At 71.5% G+C, this 23,860-nt stretch carries 26 protein-coding genes and 1 pseudogene; 13 read left to right on the forward strand and 14 right to left on the reverse strand.

From position 1 onward, the window contains the following. Window positions 1-217: 217 nt before the first annotated feature. Both phaR and HPY23_RS30040 read left to right on the forward strand, forming a co-directional pair. A complete protein-coding gene (gene phaR / locus HPY23_RS30035; protein WP_091889375.1) occupies window positions 218-820 on the forward strand; it encodes a polyhydroxyalkanoate synthesis repressor PhaR in 603 nt (200 codons plus the stop codon). A gap of 78 nt (window positions 821-898) precedes the next feature. Continuing rightward, a complete protein-coding gene (locus tag HPY23_RS30040) occupies window positions 899-1,114 on the forward strand; it encodes a hypothetical protein (RefSeq protein WP_060850685.1) in 216 nt (71 codons plus the stop codon). 84 nt (window positions 1,115-1,198) lie between these two features. Here HPY23_RS30040 and HPY23_RS30045 read toward each other — a convergent pair whose 3' ends face one another. Next, complete coding sequence (locus HPY23_RS30045) at window positions 1,199-2,062, reverse strand: LysR family transcriptional regulator (protein ID WP_175540039.1); 864 nt, start codon at window positions 2,060-2,062, stop codon at window positions 1,199-1,201. Window positions 2,063-2,136: 74 nt separating this feature from the next. On the opposite strand from HPY23_RS30045, the gene HPY23_RS30050 reads away from it, so the two are divergent. After that, window positions 2,137-3,336 (forward strand): YbfB/YjiJ family MFS transporter, encoded by a 1,200-nt coding sequence (locus HPY23_RS30050; RefSeq protein ID WP_091889371.1) that lies wholly within the window; start codon window positions 2,137-2,139, stop codon window positions 3,334-3,336. Between the two features lie 87 nt (window positions 3,337-3,423). On the opposite strand, the gene rpmF is transcribed toward HPY23_RS30050, so the two are convergent. Further along, entirely contained in the window at window positions 3,424-3,609 is a 186-nt protein-coding gene (gene rpmF / locus HPY23_RS30055) for a 50S ribosomal protein L32 (RefSeq protein WP_048425702.1), read from the reverse strand. A gap of 270 nt (window positions 3,610-3,879) precedes the next feature. On the opposite strand from rpmF, the gene HPY23_RS30060 reads away from it, so the two are divergent. The 5 genes and pseudogenes from HPY23_RS30060 to HPY23_RS30080 form a co-directional block, all read left to right on the forward strand. Further along, window positions 3,880-4,278 (forward strand): ComEA family DNA-binding protein, encoded by a 399-nt coding sequence (locus HPY23_RS30060; protein WP_091889369.1) that lies wholly within the window; start codon window positions 3,880-3,882, stop codon window positions 4,276-4,278. Window positions 4,279-4,383: 105 nt separating this feature from the next. Next, complete coding sequence (locus HPY23_RS30065) at window positions 4,384-4,998, forward strand: ribonuclease D (RefSeq protein ID WP_060850682.1); 615 nt, start codon at window positions 4,384-4,386, stop codon at window positions 4,996-4,998. Window positions 4,999-5,189: 191 nt separating this feature from the next. Continuing rightward, window positions 5,190-5,924 (forward strand): LPS export ABC transporter periplasmic protein LptC, encoded by a 735-nt coding sequence (lptC, locus tag HPY23_RS30070; RefSeq protein ID WP_244533677.1) that lies wholly within the window; start codon window positions 5,190-5,192, stop codon window positions 5,922-5,924. A 4-nt stretch (window positions 5,925-5,928) separates the two neighbouring features. Next, window positions 5,929-6,729 (forward strand): LptA/OstA family protein, encoded by an 801-nt coding sequence (locus tag HPY23_RS30075; protein WP_244537655.1) that lies wholly within the window; start codon window positions 5,929-5,931, stop codon window positions 6,727-6,729. A 328-nt stretch (window positions 6,730-7,057) separates the two neighbouring features. After that, window positions 7,058-7,239 (forward strand): annotated as a pseudogene (locus HPY23_RS30080) (transposase); the annotation flags it as partial. Window positions 7,240-7,493: 254 nt separating this feature from the next. On the opposite strand, the gene HPY23_RS30085 reads toward HPY23_RS30080, so the two are convergent. From HPY23_RS30085 to HPY23_RS30100, 4 genes are all read right to left on the reverse strand, one after another. Next, window positions 7,494-8,390, reverse strand: a complete 897-nt coding sequence (locus HPY23_RS30085; protein ID WP_091889367.1) for an alpha/beta fold hydrolase — start codon at window positions 8,388-8,390, stop codon at window positions 7,494-7,496. An 81-nt stretch (window positions 8,391-8,471) separates the two neighbouring features. Continuing rightward, complete coding sequence (locus HPY23_RS30090; protein ID WP_091889365.1) at window positions 8,472-10,709, reverse strand: xanthine dehydrogenase family protein molybdopterin-binding subunit; 2,238 nt, start codon at window positions 10,707-10,709, stop codon at window positions 8,472-8,474. An 8-nt stretch (window positions 10,710-10,717) separates the two neighbouring features. Then, entirely contained in the window at window positions 10,718-11,731 is a 1,014-nt protein-coding gene (locus HPY23_RS30095; RefSeq protein ID WP_091889363.1) for an FAD binding domain-containing protein, read from the reverse strand. Next, window positions 11,728-12,249: a (2Fe-2S)-binding protein gene (locus HPY23_RS30100; protein WP_048426467.1), complete on the reverse strand. Its 522-nt coding sequence runs from the start codon at window positions 12,247-12,249 to the stop codon at window positions 11,728-11,730. The genes HPY23_RS30095 and HPY23_RS30100 overlap by 4 nt, the downstream gene beginning before the upstream one ends. Before the next feature lie 305 nt (window positions 12,250-12,554). On the opposite strand from HPY23_RS30100, the gene HPY23_RS30105 reads away from it, so the two are divergent. Then, window positions 12,555-13,937 carry a M20/M25/M40 family metallo-hydrolase gene (locus HPY23_RS30105; RefSeq protein ID WP_091889360.1) on the forward strand — a complete coding sequence of 461 codons (1,383 nt, stop codon included), beginning with the start codon at window positions 12,555-12,557 and terminating at the stop codon, window positions 13,935-13,937. A 77-nt stretch (window positions 13,938-14,014) separates the two neighbouring features. Further along, window positions 14,015-14,722: an aspartate/glutamate racemase family protein gene (locus HPY23_RS30110; RefSeq protein ID WP_280142909.1), complete on the forward strand. Its 708-nt coding sequence runs from the start codon at window positions 14,015-14,017 to the stop codon at window positions 14,720-14,722. Here HPY23_RS30110 and HPY23_RS30115 read toward each other — a convergent pair. Continuing rightward, complete coding sequence (locus HPY23_RS30115) at window positions 14,719-16,074, reverse strand: 8-oxoguanine deaminase (protein ID WP_091889357.1); 1,356 nt, start codon at window positions 16,072-16,074, stop codon at window positions 14,719-14,721. The two genes, HPY23_RS30110 and HPY23_RS30115, sit on opposite strands and share 4 nt — an antisense overlap. Window positions 16,075-16,192: 118 nt before the next feature. Here HPY23_RS30115 and uraH point away from each other — a divergent pair, with 118 nt between their 5' ends. Further along, the gene (gene uraH, locus HPY23_RS30120) at window positions 16,193-16,555 is read left to right on the forward strand and encodes a hydroxyisourate hydrolase (protein ID WP_060850674.1); all 363 of its coding nucleotides are present in this window, start codon (window positions 16,193-16,195) and stop codon (window positions 16,553-16,555) included. Between the two features lie 25 nt (window positions 16,556-16,580). On the opposite strand, the gene HPY23_RS30125 is transcribed toward uraH, so the two are convergent. Next, entirely contained in the window at window positions 16,581-16,883 is a 303-nt protein-coding gene (locus HPY23_RS30125; protein WP_060850673.1) for a hypothetical protein, read from the reverse strand. Window positions 16,884-17,198: 315 nt separating this feature from the next. Here HPY23_RS30125 and HPY23_RS30130 point away from each other — a divergent pair, with 315 nt between their 5' ends. Together HPY23_RS30130 and HPY23_RS30135 are read left to right on the forward strand one after the other, a co-directional pair. Beyond that, window positions 17,199-17,477, forward strand: coding sequence for a DUF6894 family protein (locus HPY23_RS30130; protein ID WP_060850672.1), 279 nt, complete (start codon window positions 17,199-17,201; stop codon window positions 17,475-17,477). A 198-nt stretch (window positions 17,478-17,675) separates the two neighbouring features. After that, entirely contained in the window at window positions 17,676-17,927 is a 252-nt protein-coding gene (locus HPY23_RS30135; RefSeq protein ID WP_060850671.1) for a hypothetical protein, read from the forward strand. Window positions 17,928-18,123: 196 nt separating this feature from the next. Here HPY23_RS30135 and HPY23_RS30140 read toward each other — a convergent pair whose 3' ends face one another. The 6 genes from HPY23_RS30140 to HPY23_RS30165 all read right to left on the reverse strand — a co-directional run bounded on the left by HPY23_RS30140 (window position 18,124) and on the right by HPY23_RS30165 (window position 23,804). Continuing rightward, window positions 18,124-19,638, reverse strand: coding sequence for a Do family serine endopeptidase (locus tag HPY23_RS30140; RefSeq protein ID WP_091889355.1), 1,515 nt, complete (start codon window positions 19,636-19,638; stop codon window positions 18,124-18,126). A 160-nt stretch (window positions 19,639-19,798) separates the two neighbouring features. Then, window positions 19,799-19,993, reverse strand: coding sequence for a DUF2065 family protein (locus tag HPY23_RS30145; protein WP_060850669.1), 195 nt, complete (start codon window positions 19,991-19,993; stop codon window positions 19,799-19,801). Window positions 19,994-20,167: 174 nt separating this feature from the next. Continuing rightward, on the reverse strand, window positions 20,168-21,097 hold the full coding sequence (gene hflC, locus HPY23_RS30150; RefSeq protein WP_091889353.1) for a protease modulator HflC: 930 nt from the start codon (window positions 21,095-21,097) through the stop codon (window positions 20,168-20,170). Next, window positions 21,094-22,305 carry an FtsH protease activity modulator HflK gene (hflK, locus tag HPY23_RS30155; RefSeq protein WP_060850667.1) on the reverse strand — a complete coding sequence of 404 codons (1,212 nt, stop codon included), beginning with the start codon at window positions 22,303-22,305 and terminating at the stop codon, window positions 21,094-21,096. The genes hflC and hflK overlap by 4 nt, the downstream gene beginning before the upstream one ends. A gap of 208 nt (window positions 22,306-22,513) precedes the next feature. Further along, on the reverse strand, window positions 22,514-23,008 hold the full coding sequence (locus HPY23_RS30160) for a dihydrofolate reductase (RefSeq protein ID WP_060850666.1): 495 nt from the start codon (window positions 23,006-23,008) through the stop codon (window positions 22,514-22,516). Between the two features lies 1 nt (window position 23,009). Beyond that, window positions 23,010-23,804: a thymidylate synthase gene (locus tag HPY23_RS30165; protein WP_091889351.1), complete on the reverse strand. Its 795-nt coding sequence runs from the start codon at window positions 23,802-23,804 to the stop codon at window positions 23,010-23,012. Between the last annotated feature and the right edge of the window lie 56 nt (window positions 23,805-23,860).

A 23,860-nucleotide genomic window follows, 5' to 3' on the forward strand; every position in this document is an offset into this window, starting at 1 on the left:
TTTGGGGTGGATGAAAGCTTTGCCCTCCGGGAAGTCAAGGCATGCTCCGTCCGTTATCGCGCTGGCAGCGCGGCCAGTTTGCGTGGACGGCGCGCAGATTGCTGTTTTCGCCGGCACACGAAGGCTTTAAGGTCGGTTCATGAGACACGGTGAAAATTCGGCTCGCCCGGTACCGTCCAGTTCCCGCCGGGTTCGCCAAGAGGGAGACAACGCACCGATGGCGGACAGCGGCAAGTCGACACCCACCGTCATCAAGAAGTACGCCAACCGGCGTCTCTACCACACGGGCACCTCGACCTACGTCACCCTCGAGGACCTCGCCGCGATGGTGCAGGCCGGCGAGGACTTCGTGGTCTACGACGCCAAGTCGGGCGAGGACATCACCCGATCGGTGCTGACCCAGATCATCTTCGAGCAGGAGAACAAGGCAGGGGCCGAGAACCTCCTGCCGGTGGCGTTCCTGCGCCAGCTGATCCGCTTCTACGGCGACAGCATGCGGGCGATGGTGCCGAGCTTCCTCGAGCATTCCATGCACCACCTCGCCCGCGAGCAGGACGGCCTGCGCGAGAAGATGTCCCAGACCTTCGGCCCCACCGCCTTCCAGCACGCCATGGAGGAGCAGGTGCGGGCCAACATGAGCTTCTTCAACGAGGCCATGCGGATGTTCACGCCGTTCGGCCCGGGCGGCCAGCCGGGGAGCCCCGACGCTCCGGCCGAGGCGCCGGTCCCGGCAGCCCCGGCTCCGAAGGCCGAGCTCGACGACATCAAGCGCCAGATGGCCGAGATGCAGAGCCGGCTCGAGGCGCTGGCCAAGAAGTAGCGCGGGACCGCGGGGGAGGGCGGAACACGGCAGGGCCCTTGCGACGTTGACGGCGCATCGATCCGCGGAGTCCGTGCCATGTCCCAGCCCGACACGCCCGTCCCGCACCCGGACCCGCCCGGGCGGGCCCTCGTCCCGATCCAGGCGCCGACGCCCGTCCCCGCGGTGCCGGCCCGCCCGCTCGCCACCTTCCTGGTCCAGCTCATCGACGGGCCGGACGGGGGCTTGCGGCCCTCGCGGCTTCATCGCTCGCAGGTCGCCTCGGCGCGCTACGCGGCGGGCGGCGATCTCTGAGCCGGCGTTCGGCTCCCGGGGGATTTCACGAACACGGGGCGTCGGGCGTGACCCGGCGAACGGCCGCGCGAGAACGTCGACGGGCTACGATCGCCTCGCGCGCGCCTCCGGCTCCAGCAACGTCATCAGCGAGCGCAGCGGCGGGCTGGCCTCCCCCGACCAGACGAGGTGGGTGCGGCTGAGCCGCAGGTGGTCCGGCAACGGGTGGCGCGCGACCGCCGTGGCGAGCACGGCATGGTCGAGCACCGCGGCCGGCACGATGGCGGCTCCGGTCCCGGCGGCCACGCAGGCCACGATGGCGTGGTACGAGCTCATCTCGAGAATCCGCTCCGGCGACCGGCCCGCCTCGGCGAGCCAGGCGAACAGGCGCTGGCGGTAGGAGCAGCCGTGCGGGAACGCCACCACGGTCCGGGCCCGCTCCGGCCCCGCCTCCGCCGTGCCCTTCGCGGCGATCAGCACCAGCTCCTCGTCGAAGGCCGGCATCGACGACAGCGGGCCGTGCTCGAACGGCTCGGACACGAAGGCCGCCTCGACCTCGTGACGTTCGAGCTGGCGCAGCATCGCCCGGGTGGTGCCGGTCTGCAGCTCGATCGTCACGTCGGGATGGTGCGCGTGGAAGGCCGAGAGGATCGGCGGCAGCCGGGCACCGGCGGCGCTCTCGATCGAGCCGAGCCGCAGCACGCCCCGCACGCCGCCGCCGCGCAGCTCGCGCTCGGCGAGGTCCGCCAGCTGCAGCAGCTTCTCGGCATGGCCGAGCAGGGTGCGGCCGGCCTCGGTGAGGGCGAGCGACCGGCCCTCGCGGCGAAACAGGGGGACGCCCAGCCGCTCCTCGAACTGCTTGATCCGGGTGGTCACGTTGGACGGCACCCGATTGAGCAGGCTCGCCGCCCGCGTCACCCCGCCCTCCCGCACCACGCAGCGGAAGATGTGCAGATCGTCGAGATCCATCGTTCTCATAGAGAGAACGATATATCAGAAAAATTCATTTTCCAAGAATGAGTGCCCGGGTGTCTGATCCCGGCATGCACACGCCGCTTGCGTCCCCCGCCCGCTCCGCCCCGCGACCCGCGACCTGGCCCGTCGTCGCGAGCGGCGTCCTCGCCCTCGCGGTCGCGATGGGCATCGGCCGTTTCGCCTTCACGCCGCTGTTGCCGTTGATGCTGCGCGACGGCACCCTGACCGCGGAGGCCGGCGCCGAGTGGGCGGCGGCGAACTATCTCGGCTACCTCGCCGGTGCGCTGACCGCGGGTCGGTTCTCCGGCAATCCGGGTCGTGGTCTGGCCGCGAGCCTCGCCGGCGTGGCGCTGACGACCCTCGCGATGGCGCTCGCCGGCGCGCCCGCGCCGGCCCTCCTCGGCACGGCGTTACGCGCCGCGGCCGGCCTGTTCAGCGCCTGGGCGCTCGTCTGCGCCAGCAGCTGGTGCCTGGCCGCGCTCGCGCGGGGTGGGGCGGGGCGCCTGGGCGCCTGGATCTATACCGGGGTGGGCCTCGGCATCGCGCTTGCCGGAGCGCTCGCCTGGCTCGGCGGGCGCCAGCCGGCAGCCCGGCTGTGGCTCGAGCTCGGCGGTCTCGCCGTCGCCGGCGTGCTGCTCGCCGGATTCCTCGCCCGGGGCGCCGACGCGATCCCGGCCGGAACCCCGGAGCGCGAGGCCGCGGCGGTCGCGCGGGGTGCGGCCGACGGGCAGGGCGCGCTGATCCTGTGCTACGGCCTGTTCGGGTTCGGCTACATCGTGCCGGGGACGTTCCTGCCGGCGATGGCGCGCGACCTCGCGCCCGATCCGCTGGTCTTCGGCCTGGCCTGGCCGCTCTTCGGCCTCGCGGCGATCCTGTCGGTGGCGGGCGCGGCCCGCTACCTCGCGGCCGTTCCGCGCCGGCGGCTCTGGGCGGCGGCGCAGGGCCTGATGGCGCTCGGCACCGCCCTGCCGGTCGCGATCCACGCCCTCTGGGCGGTCGCCGCCTCGGCGCTCCTCGTCGGCGGCACCTTCATGATCGCCACCATGGCGGGATTGCAGCTGGCGCGCGAGGCGCGGCCCGACGACCCGACGCCGCTGCTCGCCCGGATGACCGCCGCGTTCGCGGCCGGGCAGATCGCCGGCCCGCTCGCGGTGCGCGCCTTCGGGGCCGGCGGCGGGGACGGGCTCGGCCCGACGGGGGCGGTCGCGGCCTCCCTCCTCGGACTCTCGGCCCTGTGGCTGTGGCGGGCGGGGCGCCGCCCGGTCTGAGACGGCCCACAAACGAGAACGGCGCCCGCGAGGGGCGCCGTCATCCCGTGCCGGTCAGCGGCGGCGCGGAGGCGCCGCCGAACCGCATCACGCGTCGGACTTGACCTTCAGGACCTGGCGACCGCGGTACATGCCGGTCTTCAGGTCGATGTGGTGGGGGCGGCGCAGCTCGCCAGAATCCTTGTCCTCGACGTAGGTCGGGGCCTTGAGGGCGTCGGCGGAACGGCGCATGCCGCGCCGCGACGGGGAGGTCTTTCGCTTCGGAACGGCCATTGGAACTGTATCCCGTGCAACAAAATAGGCGCGAAGCTGCTCCCGGGCGGAGCCGCCGCGCGCGTCGCGATCCTGATCGGAGCGGGGTCTATAGAGGAGACGCGCGCTCCTGGCTAGGGGACCGATCTCAGAAATCCGCCCGGCCCGTCATACACCCATTCATGCACCCATTAAGGTGCCGTTCAACGGCGAAGGTCGCATGATGGGTCCAGCCGCTCCGGACTGCCCAGGCCCGGGCACCCGAGGGCGGCACGATCGGAGCTCTTCCCGATGACGCGCTTTCCCCGCCTGACCCGCGCCCTGGCGCTGACCGCCCTTCTCGCTGCGGGCCCCGCTCTCGCCCAGACCCCGGCGCCGTCGACCCCGACGACGCGGCCCGCTCCCAGCACGACGGCCCCGGCGGCGCCGGTCGCCCCCAAGGCGCCCGAGGCCCCGAAGGCCGCCCCCGCCGCGCAACCGGCGCAAGCCGGCAAGCCCGCCCTCATCGACCTCAACAGTGCCAGCAAGCAGGAGCTCGAGACCCTGAAGGGCATCGGCGCGGCGCGCTCCGAGGCGATCGTCAAGGGCCGGCCCTATCGCGGCAAGGACGAGCTGTTGTCGAAGAAGATCGTCCCGTCGAACGTCTACGAGGACATCAAGGACAAGGTCATCGCCCGCCAGAAGTCCTGACCGCCCGGATTCCCGGCGCAGCCTTGGGCGCATCCTTGCCGGCCCGGGGGAGGGGTGCTAGGCGCCGGGGCAACCCCTCTCGACGTTGCCCCGGACGCGCCTCCCATGCCCCATCGCCTGCACCGCGGCGACCTGCCCGACGATTACGTGCCGGGCCCGGCCATCGCGGTCGACACAGAGACCCTCGGCCTCCAGCCCCACCGCGACCGGCTCTGCGTGGTGCAGATCTCCCGCGGCGACGGCGAGGCCGACCTGGTGCAGATTCCCAAGGCCGGCCCCGAGCCGGTGGTGCTCAAGCGGGTCATGGCCGATCCGGCGGTCACCAAGATCTTCCACTACGCCCGCTTCGACCTCGCGGTGCTCTACCATCGCCTCGGCGTGATGCCGGGGCCGGTCTACTGCACCAAGATCGGCTCGCGGCTCGCCCGCACCTACACCGACCGGCACGGCCTGAAGGACCTGGTGCGCGAGCTCCTCGGCGTCGACCTGTCGAAGCAGCAGCAATCCTCCGACTGGGGCGCCGACACCCTGACCCAGGCGCAGATCGACTACGCGGCCTCGGACGTGCTGCACCTCCACGCCCTGCGCGCCCGCCTCGACGCGATGCTCGCCCGCGAGGACCGCGCCGCCCTGGCGCAAGCCTGCTTCGACTTCCTGCCGACCCGCGCCCGCCTCGACCTGCTCGAATGGGACGAGACCGACATCTTCGCGCATAGCTGAGTGCATTTCACGACGCTCCCGATCGCCGTCGGCATCCGGTGGGGCGGTGGCCCGACGGGAGTGTCGTGAGACACTGGGCCGAGACAGAAACCTGGCCGTTCTGTTAACCTTCCGGCCATAACTTCGACACCGGACCGGGGCAGGGGTGGGGCGTGTCCCGCGCACCCCGCCCGGGTCTCGGCATGACGCAGGTGGCCACAACCTTGCTCGACGCGGTCCCGTCCCCGGCCGGCCCGGCCCTCGATTCCCGGCGCCTGCGCGCCCACACCCGCGCCCGCCGGCACAGCGCCCAGGTGCGCTGGCTGCGCCGCGCGATCCCCCTCGGCGCGGGCGCGGCCGGGCTGGCCATCGTGGTCGGCACCTGGCTCAACCCGTTCGCCGATCTCGGCGTCTCGGTCAGCCTCGGCTCGATCGGCGTCTCGGGCTCGAAGGTGACGATGGAGAGCCCGCGCCTCTCGGGCTACCGCTCGAAGGACAACCGCCCCTACGTGGTCACCGCGAAGGCCGCGCTCCAGGACGTGCGCAAGCCCTTCGTCATCGAATTGCAGAACATGCTCGGGCGCCTCACCACCGACGAATCGGGGGGGCTCGCCCATATCGAGGCGACGGCCGGCATCTTCGACACCCAGAAGGAGGCGCTGGAGCTGAGCCAGCATATCCGCCTCTGGACCGACAAGGGCCAGGAGGCGCGCCTCACCTCGGCCCATGTCGACTTCAAGGCCGGCGCGATGTCCTCGCGCGAGGCTGTCACCGTCACGATGCCGACCGGCTCGATCCGGTCCGACGGCCTCGAGGTGACCGAGAGCGGCAAGACCATTTCGTTCGTCGGCAACGTCAAGGCGGTCTTCTCCAACCACGCCCCTTCCGAGACCTCGGAGCAGGATCCGCCGCTGCGGACCACCGAGGCCCAGATCAAGGACGATTGAGCCCGTGCCCCGTCTCCCGGCCCTCGCGGCGCTCGGCTGCCTCACCCTCGCGACGCTCGCCCTGCCCTCCGTCCCGCGGGCCGAGACCCCGGCCGCGCCCGCCATCAAGAAGAAGGAGGCGGGCTCCGGCTTCGGCGCCTTCGGCAGCGGCGGCGGCAAGGAGCCGATCAAGATCGACGCCGACCGCCTCGACGTGTTCGACCGCGAGAACAAGGCGATCTTCGCCGGCAACGTCGTGGCGGTGCAGGGCGAGAGCACCATCCGCTGCTCCAGCATGACCGTGCACTACCAGCGCAAGGAGAAGGAGCCGAAGGGCAAGGCGGAGGCGAAGGCGCCCGAGGCCAAGCCCGACGCCAAGGCCTCCCTCACCCAGCCCCCGGATGCCAAGCCCGTCGAGAAGGCCGTGAAGGTCGAGGCGAAGCCCGAGCCCAAGGTCGAGAAACCCGAAAAATCGTCCGATCCCACCGACGGCAGCGCGATCCGCCAGGTGGTCTGCGCCGGCCCGGTCACGGTGGTGTCGAAGGATCAGGTGGCGAGCGGCGACAACGCGGTGTTCGACCGGGTGGCGAACCGCGTCGTGCTCACCGGCAACGTGGTGCTGAGCCAGTGCCAGAACGTCACCCGCGGCTCGCGCCTCGTCTACGACATGAATACCGGCCGGGCGAACATGGACCCGGTCGCGGGCGGCCGTGTTTCGGCGATGTTCGTGCCGGGCGGCAAGGACGACAGCGCCAAGGGCAAGCAGGCCGGCTGTGCCCAGCCGCCGGGACAGGCGGGCAAGGCGGCGCCGAAGCCCAGGGGATAAGCCGGGCACCGAGGGGATCGATTGGCGGCGAAGCCGCATGTCCTGCGGAGGTGGGCCCGAAGGAGGCGGTACGAGGGCCGAGCGGCCCGTCACCTGTCGGCAAGCGCCTGTTGTCCGACAGAGGTTTCGATCGCAGGTGAGCCACCGGACCCGGCCTCCAATCGAGGAGGGAATGGCGCCTGCCATGCCGTTGCCGTCGGCGGTCTCGACTCCGGTGGAGAGGGGTCGGATGAGAGCCATCACGTAGGCCTCACCGCCGCGCCACATCGCTCTCACACTGAATGAGACCACCTAACTAACAGAACGGCTCGATCGGGTCGGTTGGGCGTTGTCTGGTAGGGCTCGCCCGCTTCTTCCCGACGATCTCTGGACTGCGATCGCCCCGCTTCTGCCACCGCACCCACCTCGCCCGGAGGGTGGGCGTCCTCGGCTGGACGATCGCGCCGCCCTGACCTGCATCCTGTTCGTGCGGCGCTCGGCATCCCCCGGGAGATGCTGCCGGCCGCGATGATGTCGTGGACCAGGCGGCCGGAATCCTGCGGTGCTTCGAGAATACCATCGATCGGCGACCCGGTGCGCCCGAGGGGCGTGCGCCTCGGGCATGCTCGGTCGAGCGATCCTGGGCGACGCGGTCGACGTCGGGGCGCCGCTCGAGCCGGCCCTGCGCGGGCGGGAAATGGGGAGGCCCGCGCTCGGCGGGTCTCCACGCGAATCAGGATGGCGTACGGCAGGAGCTACGAGGACCGAGCCGGCGTGCCCGCCCATCAATGCTCCCCGACCTCGCCCAGATGCGCCAGCAGCGCCTCGGCGACCTTCTCGGGCGCCTCGCGGGTCGGGAAGTGGCCGACGCCCTCCAGCTCGACCTGGCGGTAGGTGCCGGTGAAGAACTGCTTCTGGCCCTCGAACGAGGCCGGCAGCAGGCAGGTATCGGCGGCCCCGTGGATCACCAGGGTCGGCACGTCGATGCTGCGGGCCTCCTCGGCCGCCTGCCGCAATTCCGCGAAGCGCGGGTCGGGCGCGTCGGCGCCCCAGCGCGAGCGGTAGAAGTTGAGGGTGATTGCGGCCCAGTCCGGGTTCTGGAGCGAGGGCGCGGTCTTCGAGAAGGTCTCGTCGGTGAACCACGGGCCGGGCGGGCTCCAGGCCACCCATTGCTCGCGGGCGAAGGCGAGCGGGTTCTCGCGCACGAAGGCGGCGCCCGGCTCGGTGTTCATGAACCATTGGTACCAGAAGGCCCGCACCTGCGGCAGCGGCGGCACGCCGAGGCGGCCGGGCGCCCAGGGCACCGAGAGGGCGGTTATCGAGGTGACGCGCTGCGGCCGGGCGGCGGCGATGAGGTAGGCGACCCGCGCGCCCCAATCGTGCCCGATCACCGGCAGGCGCGAGAAGCCGAGGGCGTCCATGAAGGCCAGGATGTCGGTGGCGAGCGCCGCCGGCTCGCCGGTCCGAGGCGTGTTCGCGTCGAGGAACTTCGTCGGCCCGCAGCCGCGCCAGTAGGGCACGATGGTGCGCCAGCCGGCGGCGTTGAGGAGCGGCACCACGCGATCGAAGGTGCGCGGATCGTCCGGCCAGCCGTGCAGCAGCAGGACCGGCTGGCCCATGTCGGGTCCCGAGGCCTCGTAGGTGATCTCGACCTCGCCGGCGGCGACGCTGTTGACGTCCATGGGCGGTACTCCCCGTGCAAAAACGCGAAGGGCGAGGCCCGAAGGCCCCGCCCCTTGCAAACCCTCACCCGTCGAGATGGGTCAGGCGATGATCTTGTCGATGGTGATCGGCAGCTCGCGGATCCGCTTGCCGGTGGCGTGGAACACCGCGTTCGCCACTGCCGCCGCCGCGCCCACGATGCCGATCTCGCCCAGCCCCTTGACGCCGAGCGGGCTGACCTTGTCGTCGTGCTCGTCGACGAAGATCACGTCGATGTCGTGGATATCGGCGTTCACCGGCACGTGGTACTCGCCGAGATTGTGGTTCATGATCCGGCCGAGGGTGTGGTCGAGCATCGACTCCTCCTCGAGCGCCGCGCCGATCCCCATCACCACCCCGCCGAGGATCTGGCTGCGGGCGGTCTTGAGGTTGAGGATCTTGCCGGCCGCGATGGCGCTGACCACCCGGGTCACCCGCACCACGCCGAGATCCTCGTCGATCTTCACCTCGGCGAAAACCGCCGAGTGGGTGTAGGCCGAGAAGCGCATGTTGGTGAGCATGCTGGGCTTCACCTTCTCGGTCGCCTCGACCCGCTCGACGCCGCCGGCCCGCATCGCCGCGGCGATTCCGACCTTTCGCGCGGGATCGCTCTGGAGCCGGATCTCGCCGCCCGCGAAGGTGACGTGGGCGAAGTCGGCGTTGGCGAGCGGCGAATCGGCCATGCCGCGGGCGTAGCCGAAGAGCTTTTCCGCCACCGTGCGGCAGGCCGCCTGCACGGCCGCGCCCGAGGAGGCCGCGGTCCAGGAGCCGCCGGCGAGCGGCGCCTCGGGGAGTGCGGTGTCGCCGAGCCGGGTGGTGACGTGGTCGAGGTCGAGGCCGAGGGCGTCGGCGCCGATCTGGGCGAGGATCGTGTAGGTGCCGGTGCCGAGATCGGCGGTGGAGCAGGCGAGTTCGAGCTTGCCGTCGGGCGTGAGCGTGGCGCTCGCGCTCGACTGCATCATCATGGCCTCCCACACGCCGGTCGCCATGCCCCAGCCGACGAGCTCGCGCCCGTCGCGCATCGAGCGCGGCTCCGCCTTGCGCTTCGACCAGCCGAAGCGTTGCGCGCCCTGCTCGTAGGCGGCACGCAAGGCCTTGGAGGTGAAGTCCTTGCCCTCGCCCTCGTCGCGCTCGGCGTAGTTGCGCAGCCGCAATTCCAGCGGATCGACGCCGGTGGCGTAGGCCAGCTCGTCCATCGCCGATTCGAGGGCGAAGATGCCGGTGACCGCGCCCGGCGCCCGCATGTCGGACGGGGTGTAGGTGTCGATCTTGGCGAGCTTGTAGTCGAGGGTGACGTTCGGGCAGTGGTAGAGCAGGCCCGACCAGTTGACGACCGCCTCCTGGTAGTCCTCGAAGGTCGAGGTCCCGGCCACCGCGTCGTGGGTGAGCGCCTGGAGCCGGCCGTCCTTGTCGGCGCCGAGCGCCACCGTCTGGTAGGTCTCGGGCCGGTAGCCAAAGGTGAACATCTGGTCGCGGGTCAGCACCACCCGGACCGAGCGCTCGAGGTCGAGGGCGGCCGAGACCGCGAGGTAGAGCTGGTATTGCGGCCGCAGGCCCGAGCCGAAGCCGCCGCCGACGTAGGGCGTGATCACCCGCACGTCGTCGGGCTTCAGGTCGAACACGCTGCAGACGTAACCCTGGGTGTTGTTCACGCCCTGGATCTTGTCGTGGATGGTGAGCTTGCCCTTGCCCTCGTACACCACCGTCGAGGCGTGCGGCTCCATCGGGTTGTGGTGCTCGATCGCCTGCTTGTATTCGTGGCGCAGCTGGATCGGGGCCGCGTCGTAGGCGCCGGCCGCATCGCCGCGCGGGTCCGGCGGCGGCTTGATGCCGGAACGCTTCTTGGGCGGCACGTAGGCCGCGTCGCGGTTCTTCGCCAGATCGGTGTTGGGCACCTCCTCGGCGTAGGTCACCTTGACGAGGCTGGCGCCGTGGCGGGCGAGCTCGAAGCTCTCCGCCACCACCAGCGCCACCGGCTGGCCGCCATAGACGATCTCGGGCCCGTTCAGCGCCCGGAACGGCGAGCCGGGGGGCGCGACCTGATCGCGGTAATTGTAGTCGAGCCAGGCGGTGCGCGGCCGGTTCTCGTGGGTGAACACCTTGATCACCCCGGGCACCGCCTCGGCGGCCGTGGTGTCGATCGCCGTGATGCGGCCCTTGGCGATGGCGCTCGACACGACGACGCCGTGGGCGAGGTCGGGGGCGGTGAACTCGGCGGCGTACTTGGCGGCGCCCGTCACCTTGGCGGGGCCGTCGAGCCGGCTCCGGGCGGTGCCGACGTAGTGGGAGGGGGTGGCCATGGCTTACCTCAGGCGATGCGCTTGTCGGTCTGGGATTGCGGCGTGCCGGCGGCGGCCTGAGACAGTCCCCGCACGATGGCGCGCCGCGCCAGCTCGACCTTGAAGGCGTTGTGGGCGTAGGGCCGGGCCTCGGCCAGGATCACGTCGGCGGCCTCGCGGAAGGTCTGTTCGGTCGCCGGCTTGCCCTGGAGGCGGCTCTCGGCTTCCGCGTTGCGCCAGGGCCTGTGGGCGACGCCGCCGAGCGCCAGGCGCGCCGTGCGGATCGTGTCGCCGTCCATCTCGAGGGCGGCGGCCACCGAGACCAGCGCGAAGGCGTAGGACAGCCGGTCGCGCAGCTTCAGGTAGGTGTAGTGCTTCGAGAAATCCTCGTCCGGCAGGTCGACCGAGAGCACGATCTCGCCGTGCCGCAGCGTGGTGTCGCGCTGCGGCTCGTCGCCGGGCAGGCGGTGGAACTCGCCGAAGGGAATGCTGCGCCGGCCGTTCGGCCCCTCGACCTGCACGGTGGCATCGAGGGCGGCGAGCGCCACGCACATGTCGGAGGGGTGGGTGGCGATGCAGGTATCGGAGGCGCCCAGGATCGCGTGGATGCGGTTGACCCCGGTCATCGCCGGGCAGCCGCTGCCGGGCTCCCGTTTGTTGCAGGGCGTGCCCTCGTCGTAGAAGTAGTAGCAGCGGGTGCGCTGGAGCAGGTTGCCGCCGGTGGTGGCGGCGTTGCGCAGCTGCGGCGAGGCGCCGGCGAGCAGCGCGCTGGCGAGCAGGGGATAGCGCTCGTTGACCAGCGGGTCGTAGGCGACCGTGGCGTTGGGCACCAGCGCGCCGAGGCGCAGGCCGCCGTCGTGCTGGACGATCTCGTCGAGGGGCAGGCGGGTGATGTCGACGATGCGGCCGGGCCGCTCGACATTGTACTTCATCAGGTCGACGAGGTTGGTGCCCCCGGCGATGAAGCGCGCCGCGGGATCGGCGGCCAGCGCCTGCACGGCCTCCTGGACGGTGCCGGCGCGGGTATACTCGAACCGGTTCATTCCGCGGCCTCCTTGAACGACGAGGTCTTGCTCTTCAGGACATCCTCGACCGCGTCGACGATGTTGGAATAGGCGCCGCAGCGGCAGATGTTGCCGCTCATGTGCTCGCGGATCTCCTCGCGGGTGCGGGCCCGGCCCTCCTCGATCAGGGCCACCGCCGACATGATTTGGCCCGGCGTGCAGTAGCCGCACTGGAACGCGTCGTGCTCGACGAAGGCGGCCTGGACCGGGTGGAGGGCGCCCGACGACAGGCCCTCGATGGTGGTGACCTCGGCCCCGTCCTTCTGCACCGCCAGCGCCAGGCAGGAATTGATCCGCTTGCCGTCGACGATCACCGTGCAGGCGCCGCACTGGCCGTGGTCGCAGCCCTTCTTGGTGCCGGTGAGGTCGAGTTCCTCGCGCAGGAGGTCGAGGAGCGTGGTCCAGGGCGCGACCTGGAGCTGGCGCTCCTGCCCGTTGACCGTGAGGGTGATCGGGATCGTGCCCGTTCGGGCGGAGGAGCCGCTGTCGCTCAGCATGGGCGTGACCGTCTTTCGAAACACGGGGAGCCCGGTGCCGGCGCGCGCCGAGACGGCGCGCCACCCCGCCCGGGCTGGCGTACCCGATAACCGTTCCAGGGTGCGGGCGTTCCGCAAGGTCGAACGCCGGGGGTTAGGTGGGGCAGGCGGGTGTTGCGCGAGTCTGGGCGGAACGGTGCATGGGCGTATCCCGGGCCATGCGCCGGAAGCCGCGTTCCACGGCTTCTGGCCGCTCTCCGGCTGGGCTAGTGATGACGCCGTGACGATCGGGCCCGCGGGGCCCTGATAAAGACCGGAGACACCGCATGGCCGCGCTTGACCGGATCCTCGACGACATCGACCGCGACCTCGACAATTCCCTGGAGCGGCTGTTCGCCTTCCTGCGCATCCCGTCGATCTCGACCGATCCGGCCTATGCCGCGGAGTGCCGGAAGGCGGCGGAGTGGTTGAAGGGCGACCTCGCCGCCATGGGCTTTGCGGCCTCGTTGCGCGAGACTGGCGGCCACCCGGTGGTGCTTGCGCATTACGCCAAGCCCGGCGCGCCGCACGTCCTGTTCTACGGCCATTACGACGTGCAGCCGGTCGATCCCCTGGACGAGTGGGAGACGCCGCCCTTCGAGCCGCGGATGGCGACCCTGGCGGACGGCCGCCAGGTGATCAGCGCGCGCGGCGCCTGCGACGACAAGGGCCAGGTCATGACCTTCGTCGAGGCCTGCCGGGCCTTCAAGGCGATCGACGGCGAGCTGCCGGTCGGCGTCACCCTGCTGATCGAGGGCGCGGAGGAGGACGGCTCGAAGTTCCTGCCCGAATGGGTCGCGCAGAACCGCGACGAGCTGAAGGCCGACGTGGCGCTCGTCTGCGACACCGGGATGTGGGACCGCGACACCCCGGCCATCACCTCGTCGCTGCGGGGGCTGGCCTATTTCGAGGTCACGGTCGCGTGCGCCGACCGCGACCTGCATTCGGGCCTGTTCGGGGGCGCGGCCGCCAACCCGATCCGGGTGCTCTCGCGCATCATCGCCGACCTGCACGACGACCAGGGCCGGGTGACCGTGCCGGGCTTCTACGACGGCGTGCACGACACGCCGGACGACGTGCTGGAGCAGTGGCGCGGCCTCGACCTGACCCCCGAGAACTTCCTCGGCACCGTCGGCCTGAATACGCCCGCCGGCGAGCGCGACCGGATGCTGATCGAGCAGATCCAGTCCCGCCCGACCTGCGACGCCAACGGCATCATCGGCGGCTATACCGGCGAGGGCACCAAGACGGTGATCGCCGCGAAGGCCAGCGCCAAGATCTCGTTCCGCCTCGTCGGCGACCAGGACCCGGAGGCGCTCGACCGCAACTTCCGCGCCTTCGTCGTGGCCCGCATCCCGGCCGATTGCTCGGTCGAGGTGATCACCCACAAGGGCTCGCGGGCGCTGGCGCTCCCCCACGGCATGCCGGCCCTGGAGGCCGCCAAGGGCGCGCTCGCCGAGGAATGGGGCCGGCCCCCGGTGACCATCGGCTCGGGCGGCTCGATCCCGATCGTCGGCGACTTCAAGCGCACCCTCGGCCTCGACACGCTCCTCGTCGGCTTCGGTCTCGACGACGACCGGGTGCACTCGCCGAACGAGAAGTACGACCTGCAGAGCTTCCACAAGGGCACGCGCTCCTGGGCGCGGATCCTGACGGCTTTGGCGAAGTAGGACGGCGTGGGTTCCGCCGCCGGGACGACCGGCGGTGGACGGCCCGCGGCGCATCGTCGACCGGGAGGGGCCCCGAGGTGCAGCAGAAGGTCATCGGCCTGATCGGCGGGATGAGCTGGGAGAGCTCGGCCGAGTACTATCGCATCGTCAATGAGACGGTGCGGGCCCGCCTCGGGTCCTTGCGCTCGGCGCGCTGCCTGATGTGGTCGTTCGACTTCGGCGAGATCGAAGCGTTGCAGCATGCCGGGCGCTGGGACGAGGCGACCGCCGCCCTGATCGATGCCGCCCGGCGGCTGGAGCGGGGCGGGGCCGATATCGTGGTGATCTGCACCAACACCATGCACCGCATGGCCGACGAGGTGCAGGCCGCGATCGGCCTGCCCTTGCTGCACATCGCCGACCCGACGGCGGAGCGCATCCGCGCCGCCGGCCTGTCCCGGGTGGGCCTGCTCGGCACCGCCTTCACCATGGAGCAGGACTTCTACAAGGGCCGCCTCGCGACGCGCCACGGCCTCGAAGTTCTGGTGCCCGAGGCCGGGGACCGGGCGCAGGTGCACCGGGTGATCTACGAGGAACTGGTCCAGGGACGGGTGTTGCCGGCCTCGCGCGAGGCCTACCGGGCGGTCATCGCTCGGCTGGTCGCGCGGGGCGCGCAAGCCGTCATCCTCGGCTGCACGGAAATCATGCTGCTGGTGCGGCCGGAGGACAGCCCGGTGCCGCTGTTCGACACGACGGCGCTCCACGCCGAGGCGGCGGTGGATTGGGCGCTCGACCCGGGCGCCTAATCGCCGTTCACCAATCGCCGGCTGAGACCATTGTGCCGCTCCGCCAGCCGCTCGGTCTCCAGCGTCAGCAACTGGCCGTCCCGCACCACGATCCGCCCGTTGATCACGCTCAGCGCCACCGCGGGCGGTGCGCAGAACACCAGCGCCCCGACCGGATCGTGCAGGGCGCCGGCGGAGGACAGCCCCCGCAGGTCGAAGGCGACGCAATCGGCGGCCATGCCGGGTTTCAACGCTCCAATATCGTCGCGCCCGAGCACCTTGGCGCCGCCGAGCGTCGCGATCTCCAGGGCCTCCCGGGCGGTCATCGCGGCGGGGCCGTGGCCGACGCGGGCGAGCAGCATCGCCTGGCGCGCCTCGCCGAGCAGGTGGCCGGCATCGTTCGAGGCCGAGCCGTCGACGCCGAGGCCGACGGGCACGCCCTCGCAGCGCATCCGCGGCACCGGGGCGATGCCGGAGGCGAGCCGCATGTTCGAGCACGGGCAATGCGCCACCCCGGTCCCGGTGCGGGCAAACAGCCGGATCCCGTCCTCGTCGAGCTTGACGCAGTGGGCGTGCCAGACGTCCGGCCCGACCCAGCCGAGATCGGCGGCGTACTCGGCCGGCGTCTTCCCGAATCGTTCGCGGCTATACGCGACGTCGTCCTGGTTCTCGGCGAGATGGGTGTGGAGCGACACCCCGTAGGACCGGGCGAGGGCGGCGGCATCCCGCATCAGGCCCTCGCCGACCGAGAAGGGCGAGCACGGCGCCACCACGATCCGGCGCATCGCGTAGCGCGCGGGGTCGTGCCAGGTCTCGATCAACCGGCGGGTGTCGGCGAGGATCGCGGCCTCGTCCTCGACCAGGGCGTCGGGCGGCAGGCCGCCGGCACTCTCGCCGAGGCTCATCGCCCCGCGGGCGGCGTGGAAGCGCAGGCCGATCTCATCCGCCGCTTCGATGCTGTCGTCGAGGCGGCAGCCGTTGGGATAGAGGTAGAGGTGGTCGCTCGACGTGGTGCAGCCCGACAGCATCAGTTCGGCCATCGCGACCTGCGTCGACACCCGCACCATCTCGGGCGTGAGCCGGGCCCAGATCGGGTAGAGCGCCTTCAGCCAGCCGAACAGGTCGGCGTCCTGCGCCGCCGGCACGGCGCGGGTGAGCGACTGGAACATGTGGTGGTGGGTGTTGACGAGGCCGGGCATCAGGACGTGGCCGGGCAGGTCGATCACCGCGTCGGCGCCCTCGGGCAGCGCCTCCGGGCCGCCGACCGCGACGATCCGGTTGTCCTCGATCAGCACGAACCCGTCGGCGACCTCGCGCCGGTCGGCGTCCATGGTGACGACGCGCGCGGCGTTGCGCAGGAGAAGCGTGGCCATGCGGGGCTCCGGCGGGGAGGGCGGCCATGCTCGGGCCCGGCCGCGGCCCGGTCAAGCCGTGCTTGACCGCCGGGCAGGCCTCGGGCACCCCGAACGAGCCCGAGACGGAGGCCCCGACATGTCGCCCGAGACGCCGCGCCTGACCACCCACGTGCTCGACACCGCCCATGGCCGCCCGGCCGCGGGCGTCGCGGTCGGGCTCTGGCGCCTCGCCGAGGGCAGCCGGGAGGAGGTCGCCCGCACCGTCACCAACGCCGACGGGCGCTGCGATGCGCCGCTTCTGGCCGGCCCGGCCCTGCAGCCGGGCATCTACGAGCTGGTCTTCGCGGTCGGTGCGTATTTCGCGGGTGTCGGCGATGCCGGGGCCAGCGACTTCCTGGACGACGTGCCCGTGCGCTTCGTGGTCCGGCCGGGCCTCGACCACTACCACGTCCCCCTGCTGATCGCGCCCTATTCCTACAGCACCTACCGGGGCAGCTGAGGCCCCGGGCGCGGCTCTCCGGCGGTCAGAGCATGCCCGCCTTCTGCCAGCCGCGGCGGCGCTCCATCAGGCCGTGCTCGCGGTAATGCAGCAGCGGGTTCACGCCGGCCCGCGCCACGTCCGGGTTGGCCGAGAGGTAGCCGCTGGTGCTGAACTCGGCGGAGGGGTCCCGCCCCTCGCGCCAGCCGAAATACAGGTAATGCTCGAACGGGTCGCAGCCCTCGGCCGCCACGTCCGGGTTCTTGCGGAGGTAATAGGCCGGGTCGAACCCCCCGATGAGAGCGGGCGGGCTGGCCTTGCGGCTCCAGTTGACGATGCGCCACAACATCGGACGTTTCGGGCTCCCACGGGAGGGCCGAGCGACGCCGGTATTCGATGACCTAGCGTTCCGCCGGATTCCCGAACCACAGCAAACCTGAATCGCAGGCTCCGTGCAAGTGGCCGGATCACCGACTTACGATCGCAGCGGCCCCCCTTTTCGGACGAGGATTATTTTTGCGTTTGCGAGATCGGAACGGGTCCGCCGGCCGGCCGGTCGCGCGGCGGCCCGGCCCCGGCTCGGCATTGCACCACCGGACGGGGGGGTGGTGCCGGCGGAGCGGACCGGGCAGGAAGAGGACGGATGCAGACGACAGGATCAGCCATGCCGCGATACTTCTTCAATACGCAGATCGGCGAAGACGTCATCACCGATCTGAACGGCGAGGAGCTGCGCGATCCCGATCATGCCTGGGAGGCGTCGCGCGCGATCATCCACGCGATGGTACAGGATCCGAAGATGGCGCAATCCGGCAACCAGGACCGGCTGCTTGCCGCCATCCTGGTGGTGACCGACGAGGCCGGCGAGGTGGTGCTGGAATTCCCTTTCGCGGAGGCGCTGGCCGCCGACGCACCCTTGGCCGACGCGCCGAGCCTCCATTAGCCCGCGGCCTGCGGCCCCGCCCGGGCAAGATCGGCTGTCAGTCCTCGCCGGGGCGAATCGGCGCGCCGGCGTGACAAATCGCGGCCGCGCCCCATATGTCCAAGTGGCGCCCGGGGGCGAGCCGCACCCGGCGGCCCGTTCGGCCCGGCCGCCCCCCGGGGTCGCGGCTCGCCCGCGCCCCGTACGAGGGATGACGTCATGGCGACCCAAGACAGCACTGCGCGCGGACAGGCCGAGACCCGCGCGGCTCGGGCCCAGATGCAGGCCGAGATGGCAGCGCAGGCCTGGGCCGACCTCGCCAGCGCCGAACGCAACCGCGACGACAACACCGCCCGCCTGAAGGCCCTGCGCCTCGCCCGCGAGGCGGAGGCCGAGGCCGTCGTCGCCGCCAAGCCCGCCCCGAAGCCGCGGGCGAAGAAGGCCACCGTCCGGGCCCGCGCGGCGACCTGATTTTCTGAGCCTTCGCCCGGCGGCGCGAACGGCCCCGGTCGCAGCAAAGCCCGGGATCGTCCCTTCCTGCGGGGAGGGGGCGATCCCGGGCTTTTCCGTGTCTGCGAGACGGGAGGAGGGGGCGGTCCGGCCGGGCGGGAGCGAGGCCGGGACGCGCCGTGCGTTCGGCGGGCACGGGGGCCCGCCGCCCTCACCGCTACTCGAGGCTGAGCGCCACGAACCGCACCTCGCCGTCCTTGTTGGCGACGAGAAGCAGCGCCGACTTGCGGCCGTCCTTCTTGATCTGGTCGATGCGCCGGGTGACGTCGGTGGGCGAGGTCACCGCCTCCTGGCCGACCTCGACGATCACGTCGCCGGGCTGGATGCGCTTGTCGGCGGCGTTGGAGTTCGGGTCGACCCGGGTGACCAGCACGCCCTTGACGCTGTCCTTGACGCCGAAGCGCTTGCGTCCCTCGTCGGACAGGCCCGAGAGGTTCAGGCCGAGCGCCTGACGGGTGACGTCGGCGTCGGGCTGCGGCTTGCTGAGGGCGGCCTGCTGCTGCGGCTTGTCGCCATCCTCCAGGCGGCCGAGCGTGACCTGCTTGGTCTGCTCCTGGCCCTTGCGGATCGTGGTCACGTCCACGACCTTGCCGACCGGGGTCGAGGCGACGATGCGGGGCAGGTCGCTCGAGCTCTTGACGTCGACGCCGTTGAACTTGGTGATCACGTCGCCGACCTCGAGGCCGGCGGTGCGGGCCGGGCCCTTGTCGTCGACGCCGGCGATCAGCGCGCCGCGGCCGCCGCCCTTGAGGCCGAGCGCCTCCGCGGTGGTGTCGTCGACGTTCTGGATCCGCACGCCGAGCCAGCCGCGGCGCACCTCGCCGAACTGCCGCAGCTGGTCGATCACCGGGCCGGCGGTGGCGGTGGGGACGGCAAAGCCGATGCCGACCGAGCCGCCGGTCGGCGACAGGATCGCGGTGTTGATGCCGATCACCTCGCCGTTCATGTTGAACAGCGGACCGCCCGAGTTGCCCTTGTTGATGGCCGCGTCGGTCTGGATGTAGTTGTCGTAGGGGCCCGACTCGATGTTGCGGCCGCGCGCCGAGACGATGCCGGCCGAGACCGAGCCGCCCAACCCGAACGGGTTGCCGATCGCGATCACCCAGTCGCCCGGGCGCATCTTCTCGGAATCGCCGAGCGGGACGGACTTCAGCGGCCGGTCGGGATCGGGCTTCACCCGCAGCACCGCGAGGTCGATCTTCGAATCCTTGCCGATGATCTCGGCCTTTAGCTTGCGGCCGTCGTGCAGGATCACCTGGATGTCGTTGGCGTCGCCGATGACGTGGTTGTTGGTGACGACGATGCCGGACGAGTCGATGATGAAGCCCGAGCCGAGCGAGTTCGAGCGGCGCGGCGCGCGCGGCTGGCTCTCGGCCCCGCCGCCGCCGCCCTGGCCGCGGCGGTTGAAGAACTCCTCGAACAGGTCCTCGAACGGGGTGCCCTGGGGCAGCTGCGGCAGGGTACGGCCGCGCGCCTCCACGGTGGTCGAGGCCGAGATGTTGACCACCGCATCCGTCACCTGGTCGGCGAGGTCGGCCAGCGATTCCGGCCCCTTGGCCAAGGCGACGCCGGGCAGCGACGCGGTGCCGACGGAGAGCGCCAGGAGCGCACCGGCGAGGGCGGGCAGGCGCCGTCTCGCGAAGGCGGAGTTACGGCGCGAGGAAGCGGCCATCTTGGGAACCTCGTTGGGCAATAGGCGTCAAGGGTGTCACGGCACGGGCCGGCGCAGGGACGCGTCGGTCCCGCTCGCGCGGCCCGGGCAGCCCCGGCGCGGAGCCGGGAGCGTGCCTTAAGATCGTCTCCCGGCGGAACGGTTCAAGTCCCGCGACAACTCAGCCGAAGAGCAGGCGCACCACGCCGACCACGACGACGCCCGCCACCGCCGAGACGAGGCCGACGAGGCGCATCCGCTCCATCGGGGATTGCGAGGCTTCCTGCATCGCCCGGCGCATCGCCCCCGGGAAGGCGGCGCAGAGCAGGCCCTCGATGGCGAGCGCGAGGCCGAGCGCCGCGGCGAGGTCCTTCACGGTTTCCCCAAGGCGCGTCGCGCCCCTTCCGTTTCCCCCTGCGGTCGCATCTTCGTGTCGTCTCCGCCGCCCGGCCGGCCCGTACGGCCGCCGTCACACGCAAATGCGCCCCGCCGAGGCGGGGCGCTGGATGTCGTCACAGGTCGAGCCGGTCCCGTGCGGGGCTCCGGCCGATCACTGGCCGGCTTGTGCCGGGGCTTGAGCCGGGGCGGGCCGGGCCCGGCCCTGCGGGTCGTTGAAGTAGCGGAAGAACTCCGAGCCGGGGCTGATCACCAGCCGCGTGTCGGGCCCGGTCAGGCCCTTCTCGTAGGCCTGCATCGAGCGATAGAAGGCGAAGAAGTCCGGATCCTGGCCGAAGGCCTCGGCGAGGATGCGGTTGCGGTCCGCCTCGCCCTGGCCGCGGAGCTGGTCCGCCTTCTGGTTGGCCTCGGCGAGCAGGACCGTCACGTCGCGGTCGGCCCGCGCCTTGATGGTCGCCGCCACCTGGGCGCCGTTGGCGCGCAGGTCCGCCGCCTCGCGCTCGCGCTCGGTGCGCATCCGCTGGTAGACCGCCTGCGAGTTCGCCGCCGGCAGGTCGACGCGGGTCAGGCGCAGGTCGACGATCTCGATGCCGAGGTTCTTCGCCTGCCGGTTCACCTCTTCCTGGATGCGGTTCATCAGGGCCTCGCGCTGGGTGCGCACGATGGCGTCCCGCGAGGCGCTGGCGAGCACGTTGCGCATCGCCGCGTTGGTGAAGCTGCCCAGGCGCTGGTTGGCGACCTGGATGTTGTTCACCGCCTGGTAGAAGCGCAGCGGATCGATGATCTTGTAGCGGGCGAAGGCGTCGACCTCGAGGTTCTGGCGGTCGGCCGACAGCACGGTCTGCACCGGCAGGTCGAGGTCGAGCAGCCGCTTCTCGAACATCGTGACGCTCTCGAGGAACGGCACCTTGAAGTACAGGCCCGGCTTGTCGGTGCCGGCCTGGTTCAGCACGGTGCGCACCCGGCCGAACTGCAGCACCAGGGCCTGCTGGGTCTGCCCGACCGTGAAGGCCGAGGCGTAGATCACCACCAGGACGAGGGCGCCGAGGACGACGAGGCCGGTGCGGAGGGCGTTGCCGTTCATCGGGCGCTCCCCTGGGCCGAGGTGCCGGGACGGGTGGCGAATTCCTGCAGCGGCAGGACCGGCACCACGCCGGCGGCGGCAGCGCCGGCGCCCGCCGTGGCGCCCTGGTCGATGATCACCTTGTTCACGCCGCCCAGAACCTTCTCCATCGTGTCGAGGAACATGCGCTCGCGGGAGACCGCGGGCGCGAGCTTGTAGGATTCGTAGACCTCGCGGAAGCGCTGGGCCTGGCCGGTCGCCTCGGCGGTGGCCTGGGACTTGAACGCCTCGGCCTGCTGCACTGCCTGCGCGGCGCGGCCGCGGGCCTCCGGCACCATCCGGCTGGCATAGGTCTCGGCCTCGTTGCGGGCGCGGGCCGCGTCCTGCTGGGCCGCGTTCACGTCGACGAAGGCCTGGCGCACCTCGACGGGCGGGCTCACGCCCTGGAGCTGGACCACGTTGATCAGCACGCCGGCGCCGTAGGAATCGAGCGCCTTCTGGATGATCTGCTGCACCTCCTGCGCCACGCTCGACTGCTCGGTGGTTAGGATCGCCTGGATCTGGCGACGGCCCACCACCTCGCGCATCGCGCTCTCGGCCACCGACTTGATGGTGCCCTCGGGGTTCTGCAGGTTGAACACGAAGTCCTCGGCCTTGGCCGGGTTGACGCGCCACTGCACGTCGAAATCGATGTCGACGATGTTGTCGTCGCCCGTCAGCATCAGGCTCTCCTCGGGAACGTCCCGGGAGCGCTGGGCGCCGATGCCCGAGCGGTAACCGATCTGGATGCTGCGCGACTCGCCGACATTCGGCTTGACCACGGCGCCGATCGGGTAGGGGAAGTTGTAGCGCAGGCCCTCGCCGGACTGGCCGGTGTAGCGGCCGAACACCGTGTTGATGCCGACCTGGTTGGGCAGCACCGTATACCATCCGGTCATCAGCCAGAGCGCCAGCACGACCAGCACCGCCAGGGCCGCGCCCTTGGCGCCGACCGAACCGCCGCCGGGCATCAGGTTGCGCAGGCGGTCCTGGCTCCGACGCAGCAGATCCTCGAGGTCCGGCGGCTGGTTGCCGCCGCCCGATCCCCCGCCGCCGCCCCACGGGCCGCCGCCGCCACCGCCGCCCGAGCCGCCGCCCCAGGGGCCGCCGCCATTGCCGCCGCGGTTGCCCCAGGGACCACCCCCGTTGCCGCCGCCGCCGCTACCGCCGCTCTGATTGCTCCAAGGCATGCTCGCCCACGTCCTTTCCCGGCCGGCACGCCCCGCGCTGTCTCTCGCGTCCCGCACGGCACTCGCATCACTCTGGTACTCGCTCCCTTGCGATATCGGACGAGCCCCACGCGAAAGCAACCTCCGGTCCCGCTCCAATTCTCAAGGTTCCTGCGCCGCCGCGGGAGTACCATCGCCGCACCCGGGGAATTGAGATGGCCGGACCGTCTCAGACGTGCCGTTCCAGCGTCGCGAACCGGAAGGCGTGCTCGTCCTCCGGCCCGGCCGGGTGGGCCTCGGACGCGACCTCGCGGAAATCGGCGGGGATCTCGGGGAAGCGCGCGTCTCCGTCCGGCGCCGTATCGACCTCGGTGAGGTGGATGCGGCCGGCCCGTGCCATGGCCAGCGCGTAGATCTCGCCGCCGCCCGCCACCATCACTTCCTCGACAGGCCCGGCGAGCCGCAGGGCGTCGTCGAGACTCGTCGCCCGCTCCACGCCGGGCGCCGTCCAGGCGGGATCGCGGGTCATCACGATCACCCTCCGCCCCGGCAGCGGCCGGCCGATCGAGTCCCAGGTCTTGCGGCCCATCACCACCGGCTTGCCCATGGTGAGGGCGCGGAAGCGGCGGAGGTCGCTGCGCAGGCGCCAGATCAGCGAGTTGTCGCGGCCGATGACGCCGTTCCTGGCGACCGCGGCGATCAGGGTGACGAGGGGAGGGGACATCCTAGACGGCCACCGGCGCCTTGATCGCCGGGTGCGGGTCGTAACCCTCGATGGCGATGTCGTCGTAGCGGTAATCGAACAGCGAGCGCACCGACGGGTCGAGGTGCAGGCGCGGCAGCGGGCGGATCTCGCGGGAGAGCTGCTCGCGGGCCTGCGCGACGTGGTTGGAATAGAGGTGCGCGTCGCCCAGCGTGTGGACGAAGTCGCCGGGGGTGAGGTCGAGCACCTGCGCCATCATGTGGGTGAGGAGCGCGTAGGACGCGATGTTGAACGGCACGCCGAGAAACACGTCGGCCGAGCGCTGGTAGAGCTGGAGCGAGAGCCGGCCGTCGGCGACGTAGAACTGGAACAGGCAGTGGCAGGGCGCGAGCGCCATCCGATCGAGGTCGGCCGGGTTCCAGGCCGAGACGACGAGGCGGCGCGAATCCGGGTTGCGGCGGATCTCGTCGAGCACCCAGGCGATCTGGTCGACGCTGCCGCCGTCGGGCTTCGCCCACGATCGCCACTGCCGGCCGTAGACCGGGCCGAGGTCGCCGTGCTCGTCGGCCCACTCGTCCCAGATCGTCACCCCGTTCGCCTGCAGGTAGGCGACGTTGGTGTCGCCGGCGAGGAACCATAGGAGCTCGTGGATGATCGACTTCAGGTGCAGCCGCTTCGTCGTCACGAGGGGAAATCCCTCGGCGAGGTCGAACCGCATCTGGTGCCCGAACACCGAGAGCGTGCCGGTGCCGGTGCGGTCCTGCTTCTCGACGCCGTCGTCGAGGATGCGCTGGAGGAGGGCGTGGTAGGGGCGCATGGCGGGCTTCCGCGTGGAGAGGGAGGGCCCCGGGAGCCGCGCGGCGCCCGGGAGGC

Source organism: Methylobacterium ajmalii (genome assembly GCF_016613415.1).
GTDB lineage: Bacteria > Pseudomonadota > Alphaproteobacteria > Rhizobiales > Beijerinckiaceae > Methylobacterium > Methylobacterium ajmalii.

Bases quoted from the DNA above. Each gene is read 5' to 3' on its own strand.
- phaR (WP_091889375.1), top strand. From the start codon at position 218: ATGGCGGACAGCGGCAAGTCGACACCCACCGTCATCAAGAAGTACGCC.
- HPY23_RS30100 (WP_048426467.1), bottom strand. From the start codon at position 12,249: ATGCTGAGCGACAGCGGCTCCTCCGCCCGAACGGGCACGATCCCGATC.
- HPY23_RS30065 (WP_060850682.1), top strand. From the start codon at position 4,384: ATGCCCCATCGCCTGCACCGCGGCGACCTGCCCGACGATTACGTGCCG.
- HPY23_RS30105 (WP_091889360.1), top strand. From the start codon at position 12,555: ATGGCCGCGCTTGACCGGATCCTCGACGACATCGACCGCGACCTCGAC.
- HPY23_RS30115 (WP_091889357.1), bottom strand. From the start codon at position 16,074: ATGGCCACGCTTCTCCTGCGCAACGCCGCGCGCGTCGTCACCATGGAC.
- HPY23_RS30060 (WP_091889369.1), top strand. From the start codon at position 3,880: ATGACGCGCTTTCCCCGCCTGACCCGCGCCCTGGCGCTGACCGCCCTT.
- HPY23_RS30040 (WP_060850685.1), top strand. From the start codon at position 899: ATGTCCCAGCCCGACACGCCCGTCCCGCACCCGGACCCGCCCGGGCGG.
- rpmF (WP_048425702.1), bottom strand. From the start codon at position 3,609: ATGGCCGTTCCGAAGCGAAAGACCTCCCCGTCGCGGCGCGGCATGCGC.
- HPY23_RS30085 (WP_091889367.1), bottom strand. From the start codon at position 8,390: ATGGACGTCAACAGCGTCGCCGCCGGCGAGGTCGAGATCACCTACGAG.
- HPY23_RS30135 (WP_060850671.1), top strand. From the start codon at position 17,676: ATGGCGACCCAAGACAGCACTGCGCGCGGACAGGCCGAGACCCGCGCG.
- HPY23_RS30095 (WP_091889363.1), bottom strand. From the start codon at position 11,731: ATGAACCGGTTCGAGTATACCCGCGCCGGCACCGTCCAGGAGGCCGTG.
- HPY23_RS30050 (WP_091889371.1), top strand. From the start codon at position 2,137: ATGCACACGCCGCTTGCGTCCCCCGCCCGCTCCGCCCCGCGACCCGCG.
- HPY23_RS30160 (WP_060850666.1), bottom strand. From the start codon at position 23,008: ATGTCCCCTCCCCTCGTCACCCTGATCGCCGCGGTCGCCAGGAACGGC.
- uraH (WP_060850674.1), top strand. From the start codon at position 16,193: ATGTCGCCCGAGACGCCGCGCCTGACCACCCACGTGCTCGACACCGCC.
- HPY23_RS30165 (WP_091889351.1), bottom strand. From the start codon at position 23,804: ATGCGCCCCTACCACGCCCTCCTCCAGCGCATCCTCGACGACGGCGTC.
- HPY23_RS30125 (WP_060850673.1), bottom strand. From the start codon at position 16,883: ATGTTGTGGCGCATCGTCAACTGGAGCCGCAAGGCCAGCCCGCCCGCT.
- HPY23_RS30140 (WP_091889355.1), bottom strand. From the start codon at position 19,638: ATGGCCGCTTCCTCGCGCCGTAACTCCGCCTTCGCGAGACGGCGCCTG.
- HPY23_RS30045 (WP_175540039.1), bottom strand. From the start codon at position 2,062: ATGGATCTCGACGATCTGCACATCTTCCGCTGCGTGGTGCGGGAGGGC.
- HPY23_RS30130 (WP_060850672.1), top strand. From the start codon at position 17,199: ATGCCGCGATACTTCTTCAATACGCAGATCGGCGAAGACGTCATCACC.
- hflK (WP_060850667.1), bottom strand. From the start codon at position 22,305: ATGCCTTGGAGCAATCAGAGCGGCGGTAGCGGCGGCGGCGGCAACGGG.
- hflC (WP_091889353.1), bottom strand. From the start codon at position 21,097: ATGAACGGCAACGCCCTCCGCACCGGCCTCGTCGTCCTCGGCGCCCTC.
- HPY23_RS30090 (WP_091889365.1), bottom strand. From the start codon at position 10,709: ATGGCCACCCCCTCCCACTACGTCGGCACCGCCCGGAGCCGGCTCGAC.